16 protein-coding genes are annotated in these 17,002 nt (G+C 46.5%); 9 read left to right on the top strand and 7 right to left on the bottom strand.

Annotation, left to right across the window (positions count from 1 at the left end; translation table 11 throughout):
• Positions 1–58 precede the first annotated feature (58 nt).
• The 8 genes from cysK to cobA all read left to right on the top strand — a co-directional run bounded on the left by cysK (position 59) and on the right by cobA (position 8,090).
• The gene (gene cysK / locus WAO38_RS07505; RefSeq protein WP_422235842.1) at positions 59–994 is read left to right on the top strand and encodes a cysteine synthase A; all 936 of its coding nucleotides are present in this window, start codon (positions 59–61) and stop codon (positions 992–994) included.
• Positions 995–1,017: 23 nt separating this feature from the next.
• Positions 1,018–1,248, top strand: coding sequence for a DUF2061 domain-containing protein (locus WAO38_RS07500; RefSeq protein WP_422235840.1), 231 nt, complete (start codon positions 1,018–1,020; stop codon positions 1,246–1,248).
• Between the two features lie 9 nt (positions 1,249–1,257).
• Positions 1,258–1,965, top strand: coding sequence for a phosphoadenylyl-sulfate reductase (locus WAO38_RS07495; RefSeq protein WP_422235838.1), 708 nt, complete (start codon positions 1,258–1,260; stop codon positions 1,963–1,965).
• Between the two features lie 125 nt (positions 1,966–2,090).
• The gene (cysD, locus tag WAO38_RS07490) at positions 2,091–3,002 is read left to right on the top strand and encodes a sulfate adenylyltransferase subunit CysD (RefSeq protein ID WP_422235836.1); all 912 of its coding nucleotides are present in this window, start codon (positions 2,091–2,093) and stop codon (positions 3,000–3,002) included.
• Positions 3,002–4,408 (top strand): sulfate adenylyltransferase subunit CysN, encoded by a 1,407-nt coding sequence (gene cysN, locus WAO38_RS07485; protein ID WP_422235834.1) that lies wholly within the window; start codon positions 3,002–3,004, stop codon positions 4,406–4,408. Before cysD ends, cysN begins: the two co-directional genes overlap by 1 nt.
• Before the next feature lie 10 nt (positions 4,409–4,418).
• The gene (locus WAO38_RS07480) at positions 4,419–5,999 is read left to right on the top strand and encodes a nitrite/sulfite reductase (RefSeq protein WP_422235832.1); all 1,581 of its coding nucleotides are present in this window, start codon (positions 4,419–4,421) and stop codon (positions 5,997–5,999) included.
• Complete coding sequence (locus WAO38_RS07475; RefSeq protein WP_422235830.1) at positions 5,971–7,278, top strand: aminotransferase class V-fold PLP-dependent enzyme; 1,308 nt, start codon at positions 5,971–5,973, stop codon at positions 7,276–7,278. The genes WAO38_RS07480 and WAO38_RS07475 overlap by 29 nt, the downstream gene beginning before the upstream one ends.
• A complete protein-coding gene (cobA, locus tag WAO38_RS07470) occupies positions 7,275–8,090 on the top strand; it encodes a uroporphyrinogen-III C-methyltransferase (protein WP_422235828.1) in 816 nt (271 codons plus the stop codon). Before WAO38_RS07475 ends, cobA begins: the two co-directional genes overlap by 4 nt.
• 12 nt (positions 8,091–8,102) lie before the next feature.
• On the opposite strand, the gene WAO38_RS07465 is transcribed toward cobA, so the two are convergent.
• The 4 genes from WAO38_RS07465 to WAO38_RS07450 form a co-directional block, all read right to left on the bottom strand.
• Positions 8,103–8,516 (bottom strand): RrF2 family transcriptional regulator, encoded by a 414-nt coding sequence (locus tag WAO38_RS07465; RefSeq protein ID WP_422235826.1) that lies wholly within the window; start codon positions 8,514–8,516, stop codon positions 8,103–8,105.
• Between the two features lie 82 nt (positions 8,517–8,598).
• The gene (locus WAO38_RS07460; RefSeq protein WP_422235824.1) at positions 8,599–9,804 is read right to left on the bottom strand and encodes a hypothetical protein; all 1,206 of its coding nucleotides are present in this window, start codon (positions 9,802–9,804) and stop codon (positions 8,599–8,601) included.
• A gap of 110 nt (positions 9,805–9,914) precedes the next feature.
• Positions 9,915–10,703, bottom strand: coding sequence for a polysaccharide deacetylase family protein (locus WAO38_RS07455; protein WP_422235822.1), 789 nt, complete (start codon positions 10,701–10,703; stop codon positions 9,915–9,917).
• 42 nt (positions 10,704–10,745) lie between these two features.
• The gene (locus WAO38_RS07450) at positions 10,746–10,958 is read right to left on the bottom strand and encodes a hypothetical protein (RefSeq protein WP_422235820.1); all 213 of its coding nucleotides are present in this window, start codon (positions 10,956–10,958) and stop codon (positions 10,746–10,748) included.
• 98 nt (positions 10,959–11,056) lie between these two features.
• Between WAO38_RS07450 and WAO38_RS07445 the strand changes: the two genes are divergently transcribed.
• On the top strand, positions 11,057–11,266 hold the full coding sequence (locus tag WAO38_RS07445; protein ID WP_422235819.1) for a hypothetical protein: 210 nt from the start codon (positions 11,057–11,059) through the stop codon (positions 11,264–11,266).
• 8 nt (positions 11,267–11,274) lie between these two features.
• Here the strand turns inward: WAO38_RS07445 and WAO38_RS07440 are convergent, their stop codons facing one another.
• From WAO38_RS07440 to WAO38_RS07430, 3 genes are all read right to left on the bottom strand, one after another.
• Entirely contained in the window at positions 11,275–12,531 is a 1,257-nt protein-coding gene (locus tag WAO38_RS07440; RefSeq protein ID WP_422235817.1) for an NAD(P)/FAD-dependent oxidoreductase, read from the bottom strand.
• Between the two features lie 52 nt (positions 12,532–12,583).
• On the bottom strand, positions 12,584–13,579 hold the full coding sequence (locus WAO38_RS07435) for a flavin monoamine oxidase family protein (protein WP_422235815.1): 996 nt from the start codon (positions 13,577–13,579) through the stop codon (positions 12,584–12,586).
• A 100-nt stretch (positions 13,580–13,679) separates the two neighbouring features.
• Entirely contained in the window at positions 13,680–16,994 is a 3,315-nt protein-coding gene (locus WAO38_RS07430) for a bifunctional diguanylate cyclase/phosphodiesterase (protein ID WP_422235813.1), read from the bottom strand.
• Positions 16,995–17,002: the final 8 nt, after the last annotated feature.

The following is a 17,002-nucleotide window of genomic DNA, read 5'->3' as shown; positions in this document are numbered from 1 at the left end:
GTTAAAAGGTGAACGAGCATTCATTTAGTGTGAATCTCAATACAGAAAGGAGTGAACAATGAAAATTGCAGCCAATGTTACGGAATTGATCGGAAATACACCGCTCATTACGTTAAATCATTTTTCGGAAGGGTCGACAACGATCATAGGTAAGTGTGAGTTTATGAATCCATCAGGATCCGTCAAAGACCGGATTGGATGCAATATGATCCTCCAGGCACTTAAACGCGGTGAGATTACGGATGAAACCGTCATTATCGAACCGACAAGCGGTAATACGGGAATCGCGTTGGCAAGTATTGCCGCGAGTCTCGGATTGAAGCTGATCTTGACCATGCCGAGTTCCATGAGCTTGGAACGTCGTCGACTTTTGGCCGCACTTGGTGCGCAAATCGTCTTGACCGAACCTGAGAAAGGGATGGGCGGAGCGGTTGTCAAAGCGATTGAGCTGGGTACATCGATCCCGGGCGCCATCGTTTTACAGCAGTTTAATAATGCGGATAACGCTGAAATCCATCGTCAGACAACGGCGGAAGAGATATGGAGAGATACCGATGGGAAAATCGATATCTTTGTCGCGGCAATCGGAACGGGCGGAACGATTACCGGTGTCGGAGAAGTGCTCAAAAAGTACAATCCAGACATTCAGATCATTGCGGTTGAACCGGACGCTTCGGCGGTTCTTTCAGGTGAACCGGCGGGCCCTCATAAAATTCAGGGAATCGGGGCAGGATTTATTCCGCAAGTGTTGAATCGCGGGGTATATGACGAGATTATCCGTATAACCAATACCGAAGCGATCGAGACATCAAGGATTTTAGCCAAATCCGAAGGATTGCTGGTCGGTATATCTGCTGGAGCGAATGTGGCCGCAGCGAAAAAAGTGGCGGAACGTCCTGAAAACAAAGGGAAAACGATCGTAACGATTCTGTGCGATACCGGCGAACGGTATTTGAGTACGGAGCTGTATGAATTTCCATCTGAAAACGGGTGAGAGTGCCATGAGGAAGGGACAATATGGAAGAGAGACATTATAGGAGTGTTGTAAAAACCATATCCTGGAGAACGGTTGGAACGATTGATACGATGATCATATCCTATTTTATTACAGGTAATTTGGTCATGGCCGTATCGATCGGTTCCATCGAAGTCGTTACCAAGATGGTCTTGTACTATTTGCATGAAAGAGCGTGGAATAAAACCGATTTCGGACGGATAAAACCTTCTGAAAATGATTATCAGATATAGGATTGAAACATGAGTAAGCGTTTTGAATTATTAAATACGTGGTTTGAAAAAGAGGATGTCGAGACCGTTCTTTCTCATTTTCTGAAAACGTATCACGGAAAAATTGCTTTGTCTTCGAGCTATGGAGCGGAAGATCAAGTGCTGACGGATATGCTCGTTAAGATTGACCCGATGGCGAAAATTTTTTCACTGGATACCGGACGCTTACCGGAAGAGACGTATGCCCTAATGGAGCAGACAAACCGAAAATACAGGATTAAAGTGGATGTCTATCATCCTGATGCTACCGAGGTCGAAGCGCTTTATAAAGTGCAGGGCATCAACGGTTTCCGAGATAGTGTAGAAAATCGAAAAGAGTGTTGTTACGTTCGAAAAATAAAACCGCTTCGCCGGGCGCTAGAAGGTCTGGATGTGTGGATTACGGGGTTACGGCGTTCTCAATCTCCGACACGGGAGACCATGCGACTCATCGAATGGGATGAAGCTAACGGGCTGATAAAGCTCAATCCGCTCATCGAATGGGATGAGAAGAAAGTTTGGGATTATATTAAAGAGAATAAGGTCCCTTATAACGTACTGCACGATCAAGGATATCCGAGTATCGGATGTGCTCCGTGTACACGGGCAATTTGCGAGGGAGAAGATCTTCGAGCCGGCAGATGGTGGTGGGAAAATCCTGAGCATAAAGAGTGTGGACTCCACCTCAATAGGAGCTGATAATGAAAAAATTATTGGAAATTTTGTTTGGGCTGCTCGATGATGACAGTGAGTATTCGCAGCGTAAAGAGTTGGCCGATTGGGCTATTTTTATTTGAGTGAAAAAAGGTAACAAAGGAGTGACCATGATATCTCAAGAGAGAAAAACACATCTAAAGGCATTGGAAGCCGAATCTATTCATATTATGCGTGAAGTGATTGCGGAATTTGATAATCCGGCAATGCTTTATTCGATCGGCAAAGATTCATCGGTGATGCTCCATTTGGCGATCAAAGCATTCTATCCCGCCAAGCTGCCGTTTCCGTTGCTGCATGTCGATACGACATGGAAGTTTAAAGAGATGATCGAGTTTCGCGATCAGCGGATCAAAGAGTTGGGATTGACGTTGTTGACCCATGTCAATCCTGATGGCATCGCACAGAATATCAACCCGTTTACCCACGGAAGCGCGGTTCACACCGATGTGATGAAAACGGAAGGGTTGAAGCAGGCATTAAATTATTATGAATTTGATGCCGTTTTCGGCGGAGCGCGACGGGATGAAGAGAAGAGTCGGGCAAAAGAACGTATCTATTCGTTTCGGGATAAAAATCACCGCTGGAATCCTAAAAATCAGCGTCCGGAACTTTGGAATATTTACAACGGACGGGTTCACAGCGGAGAGAGCATCCGTGTATTCCCGCTTTCGAACTGGACGGAACTGGATATTTGGCAATACATTTATCTCGAGGGGATCCCGATCGTTCCGTTGTATTACTCGGCACCGCGTCCGGTAGTTGAGCGCGACGGAGTGAAAATCATGGTGGATGATGATCGTTTTCCGTTTGAAGAAGGAGAAGTCCCGAGTATTGAAAATGTCCGCTTTCGGACATTAGGGTGTTACCCTCTGACCGGAGCGGTAGTAAGTGATGCGGTTACGCTTCCGGATATCATCCAAGAGATGTTATTGACAAAAACAAGTGAGCGTCAAGGCCGTCTGATCGACGCCGACAGCTCAGGATCAATGGAAAAGAAAAAAATTGAAGGATATTTCTAATGGCACATCAATCAGATTTGATAGCCACCGATATTGAGGGCTATCTACTAGAACAACAAAACAAAGAGCTGCTTCGCTTTATAACCTGCGGCAGTGTGGATGATGGCAAAAGTACCCTGATCGGCCGACTGCTGTACGATTCAAAAATGATTTTCGAGGATCAGCTCGAGAGCATTAAGAACGACAGTAAAAAATCGGGGACGACCGGCGAGAAAATCGATTTGGCGCTCCTTGTGGACGGGTTGCAGAGTGAGCGGGAGCAGGGGATCACGATTGATGTGGCCTACCGCTATTTTTCGACCGATAAGCGTAAGTTTATCATCGCCGATACTCCGGGGCACGAGCAATACACGCGAAACATGGCTACCGGAGCATCAACAGCGGATTTAGCGATTATTCTCATCGATGCGCGTTACGGGATTGTGACACAGACCCGCCGCCATTCGTACATCGTCCGTCTTTTGGGGATTCGCAATGTCATCGTCGCCATTAATAAAATGGATTTACTCGATTTTGACCGGGACGTATTTGAAAAAATTGATACAGAGTATCGGGCATTCGCCAAAGAATTGGGAATACAGGGGATTCATTCCGTTCCGCTGTCCGCTCTGAATGGGGACAATGTGGTCACCAAGAGTGAGCGAACTCCGTGGTATGAGGGGAAGACCCTTCTGGATATTCTCGAAGAGGTTCCTTTGGCTGCGGCAGCGGTTGATGCACCGTTTCGCATGGTGGTTCAATACGTCAACCGTCCAAATCTTGATTTCCGCGGATTTACCGGAACGGTAGCTTCGGGAACGGTACGTGTAGGCGACACTATTACGACCTATCCGTCTCTCAAGCAGGCAACGGTCAAAGAAATCGTAACCTATGACGGAGATTTGGAATCCGCTTCTACCGGAGATGCGATAACGCTGACGCTGAATGAAGAGATCGATATCAGCCGAGGAAACGTTTTGATTAAATCGGGTGAGGAGATAGTCCAGGCCAATACGATCAATGCCAATCTGGTATGGATGGAGGAAGAGAAATTTCTTCCGGGGAAAAGCTATCTGTTCAAGCGTTCATCGAGTGTTACGACCGTCTATGCCGATGCCATTGACTACCGTGTCGACGTCAATACACAAGAACAATATGCGGCGAAAGAATTAGGGCTCAATGATATCGGTTCGGTACGTTTGAATTTAGCCGATCCGATCGCTTATGATCTGTATGACGATAATCGAGAGATGGGTGGATTTATCCTCATTGACAAGATTACAAACAACACCGTTGCCGCCGGAATGATTACTAAAAGTACGGAGAAAAACAGTGAGATGCAGACTCCTGTAACCCCATTTGAGGTAGAGCTGAATGCTCTCATACGACGACATTTCCCTCATTGGAATGCCGCAACAATCGTTTAAGGAAGATGTGATGGCAAGCGAAACAAAAGCCGAGCGTATTGAGCGAATCAAACGCGAAAAAGATGGTTTGGAGGTTATTGCCGACATCTATCGATATGCACAAAGCGGTGAAGCGATCGATCCTGAAGACATCGATCGTTTTAAGTGGTACGGTTTATATACCCAAAACCGTAACCTCCAAGGCCCTGAAGATGAGACGCAATACTTTATGCTGCGCGTCAAACTTGAGGGGGGATATTTAAACGCTAAACAGGTACAGACATTGGGGAAAATCTCGGTTGCTTACGGACGTGAGAGCGGCGATTTGACGACACGGCAGGATATTCAGTTTCATTGGCTGAAGATCGAAGATTTGCCGACAATATTAGAAAAGCTTTCCTCCGTCGGGTTGAGTGTAGTCGGAGCTTCGGGAGACTGCCCGCGTAATATCGTCAGCTGTCCGGTAAACGGTATTGACAGCCATCAGATCGATGATGTCCGTGATGTCGTTTTGGCGTTAAACAATCTGTATCGCGGAAATCCGGATTTTTCGAATTTGCCGCGTAAATTTAAAATCGGCGTAAGCGGATGTAATAAACATTGTATCCAGCATGAAGTGCAGGATCTGGCATTCACTGCCGTCAAAAACGATGATGAGATCCGTTTCAGCGTGAGTGTCGGAGGAGGGCAGGCGAGCAACCGCCGTATTGCCGATCATATCGGATATGTGAAGCGTCGGGATATCGTCAAAATTGCCGAAGCGGTCGCCCGTATTTATCGTGATTCAGGGCGACGCGACAACCGTAACAAAGCCCGGCTGGGCCATTTGGTGGATGACTGGGGCGTAGAACGTTTCGTGGGTGAGTTGGAAAAAGTCTCCCGCGTAACGCTGGAACGTTTTGATAATGCATCCTTTACCCCTTATCCTCGACGCAGCCATTTTGGCGTCGGATCGTCAATCAAAAAAGGATACAACACAATCGGTTGTGCCCTTACCAGCGGTCGGATCAACGGTGAGAGTTTATTGAAGCTCGGCAGTATTCTGGAGTTTTACGGTGCGGAGGGGATTACCCTGACAACAACGCAGAATTTCGTGATTCTCAATGTCCACAGCGATGCGACAGAACCGATGATCGATACGCTTCAGGCGGTAGGGTTTCATCCCTATCCGTCGGTCTTCGAAGCACGGACGCTAGCGTGTACGGGTCTGAATTTTTGTAAATTTGCCGTCAGTGAGACGAAAGATTTGGCGATCGAGGTGGTCAACTATCTGAAAAACCGTTTTCCTGACTTTGAGGAACCGGTCAGTATCAGTATCAACGGCTGTCCGAATTCGTGTGCCCATCCGCATATTGTGGATTTGGGATTTGTCGGAGCTTACGTGAAACGGGATACCGAACGCTTAGCGGGATTTGATCTGATCGTCGGAGGACATCTCGAAGGCGAAGAAAGCCGTTTTGCCGTAAAGACAGGGGTAAAAGTTACCTCAGATGAAGTTGCTCCGCTGATTGAATCATTGATCAATGATTTTGAAACGAGTGACAGTATCGATTTTGGAAATTATTTATTGGAGAAATACGCTCATGAACCAACTGTTCCGGCCACTCCTTGAAGAGGGCGATAAGTATGAGCAGATAGGCCGAAATACGATCGGAATACACAAAAAAACCTATTTCGATTTTACGGCGTCCGGTCTGGCCTATGAACCGATCGAAGCACGGTTGCACGAAGTGCTTGAAACGTATGCGAACACCCATTCGAAAGAAGCCTCGATGGCGGCTCGGACGGATCACTATTACCGTGAGGCGAGAGAGCACCTTAAATCACTTTTAGGGCTGGACGGGTCATTTGCATTATTGCCATCAGGATGCGGAGCGACAGGTGCCGTAAAACGGCTGCAAGAGATATTGGGACTCTATATCCCTCCGGCGACACGGGCGCGTTTTCTCCCTACGGCTCCGGACATTGAACTGCCGTTGGTGGTCATCGGACCGTATGAACATCATTCGAACGATATCAGCTACCGAGAAGCGCTGTGCGAAACGGTGCGCATCGGTCTAAATGCCAAGGGATTGGTTGACCTTGAACAGCTTGAGAATATTCTGATAGAAAATGCAGGCCGGGAGATTATCGGGACGTTTTGTATCGCTTCGAATGTGACCGGAACGATTACCCCCTATGCAGAGATATCGGCGATACTTCGGCGCCACGGCGCTATCGTCTGTTTTGATGCTGCGGCTTCATCGCCGTATATGAATATTCCCTGTGAACTGTATGACGCGATGTTTTATTCGCCTCATAAACTCTTGGGTGGGCCGGGTTCATGCGGTTTGCTCGCCATACGAAAAACCCTGTTTGATGCGGCTTCGACTCCGACGTTTGCCGGAGGAGGTACGGTTCTTTATGTGAGTCGCACCAGTCATTTCTTTGTCGACGAGATCGAAGAGCGTGAAGATGCGGGAACGCCGGGAATATTACAGCTGATACGTGCAGCATTGGCGTATCAGCTTCGTAATGAACTCGGATTTGAATGGATAGCCGCACGTAAAAAAAGTTTATACAAAAAATTTATCGACGGGTTGAAACAGATTTCGGGAGCGTCATGCTACGGCTGTCGGAAGACAGAGAATATCGGGATCGTTTCCTTCAATATCAAAGATATTGACCCGTATGCGCTGTGTGAAGTTTTATCTGAATCAGACGGATTTCAAACGCGCGCCGGGTGTTCATGTGCCGGACCTTACGGGCATGATCTGTTAGGATTGGAAGATGATACTCCATTCCAAACGCGGCCGGGATGGCTGCGTATCAGTATCCATTATTCGCAGGAGATAGATGATATCGATGCGTTGCTGGAGGCTATTAAAAAATCTATAAAGAGGCTCGAATGACAAAAATTATCCAACCGATTTCGGCCGAATCCAATTATTCGTTTTCGGCGAGAAAAGGAGAAGTATATCTCGTAGGCTGTGGTCTTGGAGATGTAGAACAGTTGACACTTAAAGCGTATCGGATTATCCGTGAAGCCCAAGTGATCTTATATGACAATCTGATCACTCCAGAAATTTTGGAGCTGATTCCGTCTGAAACACGTAAAATCTATGTCGGCAAACCGAAAGACTGCCACAGTATTTCCCAAGATCGGATCAATAATCTGATCGCCGATTATGCAGGTCAGGGATTCAGCGTTGCTCGGCTGAAAAGCGGAGACCCCTACATTTTCGGACGCGGTTCGGAAGAAGCGCTGTTTTTGCTCGAACGCGGGTATAGCGTTGATGTGGTTGCCGGGATATCCTCCTGTGTCAGCGGTTCAGCATGTGCCGGAATACCGCCGACCGCGCGAGGATATGCTTCGAGTTTTTCGGTTGTATCAGCCCATTTGAAAGAGGGAAAATTTAATACGGATTGGCTGCCGTTGCTTAAACTCGCCAATCATACTACCGTTGTATTGATGGGGCTAAGTCTTGCCGGGCGGATTAAAAAAGCGGCGTATGCCATCGGGATTTCCCGTACGCTTCCCGTCGCGATTGTCGCGAATGCTTCACGTCCGGAGCAGGAAAGTATCGTGACGACACTGGCAGGATTGGAAAAAGCGGCTAAAACGGTTAGCGGTCCGGCGGTGATCATTTTTGGGGATGTAGTAACGCTTCACGGAAAGCTGCCGCAGTATCATCCGCAGTCGGTTGAAGTTCAACCGATATAAAAAAGGTCGGACTTAAATAAAATACATCGATTGCTGGTCCAAGGCATTGCCTTGATCCACGAGATCTTGAAGCGTCTCATGAAAAAGACCTCGCATATCCTCTCGAATACGATCCCAATACAGATGCAATATCGCTTGAAACCCCTGATCTGCAGGGGTACAAAGCTCCCCTTCCAAAGCAACGAGAATCTCGTAGACAGGAATATAATTGGGAGCTTTGGCCAGAAGATACCCTCCGCCGGCTCCGCGTATACTTTGGATCAATCCCTCTTTACGCAAGGTCGCAAGGATTTGTTCGAGATAATTTTGAGGGATATTTGCTTTTTCGGCAATTTCACGGATTTGAAGATGCCCTTGCCCGTAATGAAGCGCTAGCTCATACATGGCGGCAAGGCCGTAACTACCTTTTGTCGATATTGAGGCCAATGTCTTCTCCTGCATTGTAGAGTAAAGACATTGTAATTGAGATCGTGTTAATAGACCATTAAGTACGTCGATTTAGAAGAGATTATTCACTCTCTTTCGGCGATTTGAACGATTTGACATCGATACGGCGTGGAGGACGTTTCGCTGCTGCCGGCGCTTCGGCAGGTTTGCGATCTGCATAAGGCTTTCTATCCCCATACGGTTTTTTATCGCCATAAGGCTTTTTGTCACCGAAAGCAGGTTTATCCCCATACGGTTTTTTATCGCCATAAGGCTTTTTGTCCCCGAAAGCAGGCTTGTCCCCATACGGTTTTTTATCGCCATAAGGCTTTTTGTCCCCGAAAGCAGGTTTGTCCCCATACGGTTTTTTATCGCCATAAGGCTTTTTGTCCCCGAAAGCAGGTTTGTCCCCATACGGTTTCTTATCACCATAAGGCTTTTTATCACCGAAAGCAGGTTTGTCCCCATACGGCTTTTTCTCTCCATCGGAACGTTTTGTATCGTCAGAACTTTTTTGCTTGTCTCCGAAAAATTTCGGTTTGTTAGCATACGGAGTTTTGGTCGATTTTTCGGTATCCGAACGCGGGGTGCCGTCGATGTAGTGATTGCGTTCGCGGGTTTTACCCTCGAAGATCGGTTTGCCGTTTTCGTCTTTTCCGACAAAACGGGGTTTGCTGGCATGCTGTTTTTTAGCCATAAAGCCATCATCCTCACCGCGTGACGGACGTCGGTCGCCGCGTGCATCATCACGTCCGCGTTCGGGGCGATTATTGGTGTCACGGACCGGTTTTTTGTCACGATTTCTCGGGTCACGCGCATCCCGGGCTTCGCGCTCTTCGCGTCGGGCTTTGGCTTCGGCTTTTTGCTGATTGTCTACGGCAATCCCGAAATCAGGTTCGAACCCGTTGACGATCTCTTGAGTGATCGTTCGCCCGACCAAGGTCTCGATAGGGTAAAGACGTTTTTGGTCTTCTTCATCGAGGATGATCAAAGCATAATCAGAGGCGCGCGCAAAACGTGACATATAAACGATTGCTTTTTCCGGAAGATCATAGCTGATAAGAACTTCGCATCGCAAATCAGGCACATTGGCCAAAGCGGCATCGCTTAAAACAGTGATTTTATCGCCTGCAAAGATGTTTTGAAGTTCTTCAGGTTCATTGGAAGTAACGATAAGGATGTTTTTTCCGGTATTGCGTGCGATTAAAAAATGGACGAGTTCATTTTTACGTGGGCGGTTACATGGGTGGATACGATGGTTCTGGCGTTTCATAGGTGTCGATGACATAAAAAGTCCTTGGATAAATAGACCTCATCTAAGAGGGAGGTGGAGCGATCAATAAAGAAGTCTCTAACGCGTGATCGAGTGCGCGAATGGTAGCCGTATTATAGCGTAATTTATCGATAAGCTTTTATCCCCAACATTTCATCAACGCGCTGAAACTGATACCCTTGGTTTCGGAGCTTTTCGATGATCTCCCCCAGTGCCTCAACGGTTGCGTTATTCGCACGGCTGCTGTGCATGAGGATGATGTCTCCGGGTTGAACATGGGTCATAATGTTTTCGATAATGGCATTTTTATCTTTCATTGCCCAGTCGAGCGAATCGAGCGACCATAGAATGCTTTTGCACCCCTGCGCATTCAGCGTATCGACCACCCGCTGGTTGACTGAGCCATATGGAGGTCGGAAAAGGAGAGGGTAGTGCCCGGTGATCGTCGCAATCCTCTCTGAAGAACTTTGTATTTCTTGAGCGATTTCCTCATCACTGATATGGGTGAAGTGGGGATGATTAAAACTGTGATTGAGAACCAGATGTCCCTCATCGGCGACGCGCTTGGTGATGGTAGCATTCACGTCGAGCATCGGTGCAGCGATCATAAAAAAGCTCGCTTTGACGTCATAGTGTTTTAAAATGTCCAAGACTTTACCGGTATTGTTTTCATCCGGTGAATCATCGAACGTCAGGGCGATTTTTTTCCCTTGGGTCGTATCTCCGTGGAGATAGATATTGGTGTAATTTCCCTCAGCGATCGGGCAGGTTGTCTCTTCGCGCCATTGGTGCAAGAAACGGGTGAGGTTCGCATCCAGCAACGCCGAATCCCCGCGGATTTCATAGAGAGGGTCGCTATTTGCCCATAGAGCCGTTTGTACGAGTATTATAAAGGTTAAGAGTATTTTTTTCATCGGCGCGATTATAGCGAAAAGCGATACGGGCCGCTTCAAATTTTATATATCTGTGATTCTCACCAAGATTAGATACGGCTCACTCTCTAGTATATTGAGAGAAACTCCATACCGTTGTGAAACATGTTTACGCTGACCTTCGGTCAGTTCAGAGAGATGAACTTTATAGTAGTGATGGTTTGCATCTGAACTCACTTGCATGTGGTAAGCATGAATCTCTTCGGAGGATGGGTCAAAATGGATATATTTTTGCATAGGTTGATTATACCATGCTATTTCTTCTGCAGTTTTATTTTTTGTACCGATTTCGTATTATAATAGGTCCATTAGACGATATTCAAGAGGAGAATACGATGGATGCAGTACAAAAAGATTTAGAGAGTCGTAAAACAGAGATAAAACAAGCGATGGAGCTTATGTTTAAAGCAAACATGACGATTACCGACTGGGATGTACCTGAAGGAGATGACAAAAAAGCAGCCCAAATTCTTCTCTCCATCATGCAAGAATCGCTAACAGAGATCAAAGCGGATATCGAAGCAGGAAAATACGACTTTTATTGATACTTGTCTCAGACACTTTCACCTAAATGTCCGGCTACATAGCCGCTGGCAAAGGACCATTGGAGATTATAGCCGCCGCAGGGACCATCGAGATTCATCACTTCGCCGCAAAAATAAAGACCGCTTATCACTTTGCTTTCCATCGTTTCAGGACGGATCTCTTTGAGTGACACCCCTCCCCGGGTAATCATCGCCATTTTGAATCCGTCATGTCCGATAACGGTAAGGGGCATCCACGTGAGGAGTTTGATGAGATGATCGCGCTGCGCGCCGGGAAGTTTGTTAAATCCCGTATCGGGATCGGCTTCGGCGAGGGTGCAGAGAGAGCGGCAGAGCGATTCGGGAAGCAGCGTCATCATATGGGTTAATACGGATTGTTCGGGATTTTTATAGATTTCGTTTTTGATGTGCGATCGGATCTGTTCTTCGTTTAACCCTTTGGTCAGGTTGATGAGGAGGGGAACTTCGCCGTATTTTTCGATCAGCGGGGTGATCTCACGGGCAACATCGAGGACGACGGGGCCGCGTATACCGTTAGCGGTAAAGATCAGATCTCCGTGCGCACGGATATTTTTCGCTTTGGGAAGGTCGATACGGATTTCGACTTTGGCGATCGTATCGGCACGGCAATCGCCGACCCAGGTTTCTTTCGTTCGCAGCGGCATCATGGCAGGATACAGCTCGGTCACTTTATGCCCTATGGCTGAGGCGAGTTCAAACCCGTCCCCCTCAGCTCCGAGCTGCGGGTATCCTAGCCCTCCGGTAGCGATGATGACATTGTCAGCGGCATAGGTCTGAGTGTCTGTACTGACTCCCGTCACTTTAGTACCGTCATGTTCCAGGGCATTGACACGCGCGGAACAGACGAGGATGACTCCGAGCCTCTCCATCTCCTCTTCGAGTGCAGAGATGATACTTACAGAGCTGTGAGAGACCGGAAATACACGATATCCGTCAGGAGCATGGCTCTCGACTCCGATATCCGCAAAAAAAGCGATCAATGCCTTATGATCCAATGCGTTAAGGGCAGGGGTCATGAATTTCCCCTCCCGTCCGAAACGGGCCATAAAATCTTCATTTGAGAGGGTATTGGTCAGATTGCACCGACCGCCTCCGGTAGCTTTGAGTTTTGCGGCAATCTTGGAGAGTTTCTCCAGTAAAAGCACTGTTTTCCCACGACGTGCGGCGGTAATAGCGGCCATAATCCCTGCCGCACCGGCACCGACGACGATCAGATCATAAGAAGATTTCGGGGAGTTTTGCATGCGCCATTATAGCGATGCGGGGATTGAAAATCAAAACACGGCGCAGCGGAAGTCAGAAGTGTTTTTTTAGTCTCTCATATGAAGCAACGGCCCCTTCCAAATATCCCCCTTCATTGTAGGATGTCTCGGTTCCGATAAAATGAATTTTTCCGCCGAAGTGAAGTGCTTCCAACCCATATTCAGGATGCGCACTCGGTGCAGAACGGTCCGCATCGACCGAGGTAAATACTTCGGTACGCCAGTCGACGCAATGAAATCCGATGACGGACAAGGCACGGTCTCCGAACAGACGGTGTAACTGGCTGCGTACGAGATGCTCGATCCTCTCCATATCGCTTCCTGAACGGATAAAGCCGAACAATGCGTATCGATCGTCCGTACAGGCATCATGTATTTCCCCCATAGGGCCGGTATGACTGAAGCAAAATCCGCTCAGTCCCATTTCACGCCAAAAGGGTTCTCTAAACTCAATGACACATTTCGCCGAATGTCCCATCCATGTCGGGATTTGTTCAAATCGGGTCTGAAATTCATGGGGAAGCGGGGGGAAAAATGCCAGCGACTTCAGTATCAGTCTGGGGGGAAGTGTCACAATGACTTCGTCGAAACGATATTCGCCCTTTGAGGAGATGAGGGTTATCGTTTCCTCATTCTGATGGAGAGCTGCTACGGTTTCTCCCAAATGGATTTGGGTACCGGAGAGTTGAGCTGAAAGGCGCTCGATGAGTTTGGAAATCCCCCCTTTTATACGGCCTGATGGAGCAGATGGAGGGGGAATGAAACGCTGAATACCTTGGGGTGTCTCATACAGTGCATCGCCTTGGGCATACTGTTTGAAAATCTCCAGTTTGAGGAAGAAGATGAGGTTTAAAATTCGATTCTGATGGGGCCATACCCAGCTGGGGCCCAGATCAAACCCTTCTCGCGAGTGTATCCGGCCGCCGAGCCGATCGCGTCCTTCAAAGAGAGTGACGCGGTGGCTGTTTTGCAGCTGACGGGCTGCGTAGAGACCGCTCAACCCGCCGCCGATAATCGCAATATTTTTCATGCGGTTATTGTACAGTATCGGAATCTAAATAGTGTTAAACAATACATCTGGACGGCTTTCATTTACTTTTGTCGAGTTGAATCCATTAAACCGATGGCGATTAGATTACCGCATTAAGATCGCTGTTTTTTTTAACAAATTCTGTAAACAGATCCGCCGGGAGCGGTTTACTGAAATAATATCCCTGTACTTCATTACACCCATGCAGACGGAGAAAAGCTAACTGCTCAGCAGTTTCAACACCTTCTGCAATGGTATGCAATCCTAAGTTATTGGCCATATCAATAATCGCACTGACGATTGCACGATCATCGGAATCCGTCGTAATATCACGGATAAAAGATTGATCAATTTTGAGCTTGTATACTTTAAATCGCTTTAGATAGCTGAGAGATGAATATCCGGTACCGAAATCATCGATAGACATCCGTATTCCTTGGTCGTGAAGCTGGTTCATAATTTCAATGGCAGCTTTAGGGTCATGCATTGTAACGGCTTCCGTCAGCTCCAATTCGAGATATTCGTGAGGGACTTGCATCTCTTCTAGAATTGTCGTGACCAATGTTATCAAATTTGGCTGTCTAAACTGTACTGCGGATAAATTTACCGCTATCACCATAGGCGAAATCCCCTCAACAATCCATTTCTTGGTTTGTTGAACCGCTGTCCGCAGAACCCACTCTCCAATTTCGATAATTTGACCGCTATTTTCTGCAATCGGGATAAATTCAGCAGGTGGAATCATTCCTAATTCAGGGTGATTCCATCGCAATAGAGCTTCTGCGCCTATAATATGGCCATCTTCAATTGCGACTTGCGGTTGATAATAGACTTCCAGTTCATTTCGTTCCAGCGCATGCCGCAAAGCATTGACTAAGAGCAGATTACGTGACAGATTAAGCTGCATCTCTTGCGTAAAGAAATGAAAATTATTTCGGCTGTCGTTCTTGACCCGGTACATAGCGGTATCGGCATTTTTAAGCAGCGTTTCGAAATCTTTACCATCATTTGGATAGAGGGCAATCCCGATTGATGGGGTAATGATCAATTCATGCTGATCAATAAGGGAAGCCTTGGAAACCGCTGCAATCAGTTTTGTAGCGATATTCAAGGCGGCATTTGAATCGGTATTAGGAAAAAGCATGATGAATTCATCTCCGCCCAAGCGTGATACCGTGTCTTCATCCCGAATAGTAGCTTTGATCCGTTTGGCTATTTCGATCAATACCTGATCGCCTATCGTGTGCCCCAAGGTGTCATTGATGTTTTTGAAATGGTCAAGGTCAAGAAACATGACAGCCAACGATTCATGATTACGCTGGGCACTGTTTAGCAGATAGGTGACACGATCATTCAGCATGACACGATTTGGCAAGCCGGTCAGCTGATCAAAATGTGCAAGTTTTTCAATATAGGCTTCAGCTCTTTTTTTATCGGTAATATCCTCTTTGATAGCCAAGTAGTTTGTTATTTTTCCGTCTGATTGTTTGACGGGAGAGATCGTAGCCGATTCGATATAGAGACTTTTGTCTTTGCGGCGGTTAATAAGCTCACCATGCCATATGTCACCGCGTACCAGGTGTGCCCACATATCATCGTATGTTGATTGGGGTGTATCGTCGGATTTTAAGATCCGGGGATTTTGGCCCAGTGCTTCATCGTAACTGTATCCCGTTATAACGGTAAACATACTATTGACATATTCTATGTTTCCGTCGATGTCGGTTATAACAATCGAATTTGGGCTCTGTTCAACGGCCAATGAGAGTTTAAAAAGCGTTTCGGAAGAGCGTTTGCGCTCCGTGATGTCCTGGATAGTTCCTAGCATCTTCAGCAGTACACCATTACTGTCGAACTCAAGTTTGCCTAGCCCGTGCACCCAGCGTTCAACCTGATCATTATGACGAATAATGCGGTATTCCTTATTAAATGGCTTATGCTTACCCATCACTTCTTCTTTGAAATAGTGATCTATCCAATCGCGGTCATCGGGATTAAGTAAGAACAGCCACCCTTCAAAAGAGCGTTCGTAGTTTTGATCGATACCAAATAACTGATCCAGTATCTCCGAACTTTTCCACATCCCTGTTTGAAAATCAAGAATGTAACTTCCCAGTCCTGCGATTATCTGAGATTCTTTCAGAAAGTTTTCACTTTCGATGAGAGCTCTTTCGATTTCAATGCGTTCTGTAATATCCTCTGAAATCCCTAACAGGTACTGAGGATGATCATCTTTATCTCTAATCGTCAGTTTTTTGGTGTGGAGGATACGCGTACCATGCGGTGTTTCGATCGGTTCTTCCGGTATATCTATGATAGTGCCATGCTGCAATGTTTCACGATCTTTTTGGATAAAAAATTCTGCTTGATCGTTTGGAAAAAAGTCATAATCATTATGTCCGAGCAGCTGGTCACGTTTAAGGCCGGTCAGTGCTTCCCCCGCTTTGTTGAATAATGCATAACGTAAATCGGAAGCCTGTTTTAAAAAAATCATATGGGGAATATTGTTGATGATACTGTCGAGTAATTGGTTTTTTTCATGAATCTGATTTTGTGAAGCACTTAAATCTCGATAGGGTTTTTGTACGGTGGTAACAAAAATTGAATGATAGATGAACAGATAGGCGATTGTTTTATAAATATGGCCGAAGATATTGTAAATATCGCTAACATCAACGTAAAAAGTAAAAAAGAGTTCACTCATCGCCATGATACACACCGCACCGAATAATGCAGCGGTATGATAGGGTTGCGGCTTGCGCATGCGTTGCCACAGGATAAATGCGGTGGTTAAGTTTAATGCAACAATGACATATTCGGTATTGGTCTTTAATGCGGTAAGCCCCTCTCCCGGGATAAAGAACAGATGGGGAAACAGGTCATGATGAAATAGGAAAAGCCAGTGTATGACACCGGTCAATATCAGGATTGACATTAGGAAAATGTAACGGGTCATTTTGGAGATTAATGGACGTAATGGCATGATTACGAAAATTAGAAGTCCGACAGCAGAGAGCATACGGGCAGCCAACCAAAAGTCGATTGCTTTATCCGGGTTGTTAGGGGTTATATAATCTGGCATTCCTGCATAGGAAAGAAGATGGGAAAAATCGAGTATGGCAACACCGAAAAATAGAGAGGAAAGAAATATAATATTACCGGGCAGCTTATTCGTAAAAGCATTCCAGCCTAGGCCTGATATCTGCATTGCGATGATAATGGAGATAGTTTCAAGCAGCATATGCAGTGGCAAATAATCTTTGAGTCCTTGAATTCGGGGAAAGGAAGGCAACATCCAAATGAGGATTAAACTTGTTGCCATCAGGATAAGAACAAGAAGAACCCGCTGCATCGAGATGATATGGATAGGGTGTATCCAGAAAATATTTTTGAGTCCGGAAAATGGAGTATTCACTGCGATAT

This window comes from Sulfuricurvum sp., from assembly GCF_049277495.1.
Lineage (GTDB): Bacteria > Campylobacterota > Campylobacteria > Campylobacterales > Sulfurimonadaceae > Sulfuricurvum.
The sequence above is the reverse complement of the archived record's forward strand: the minus strand, read 5'-3'. Positions and strand labels throughout refer to the sequence as shown.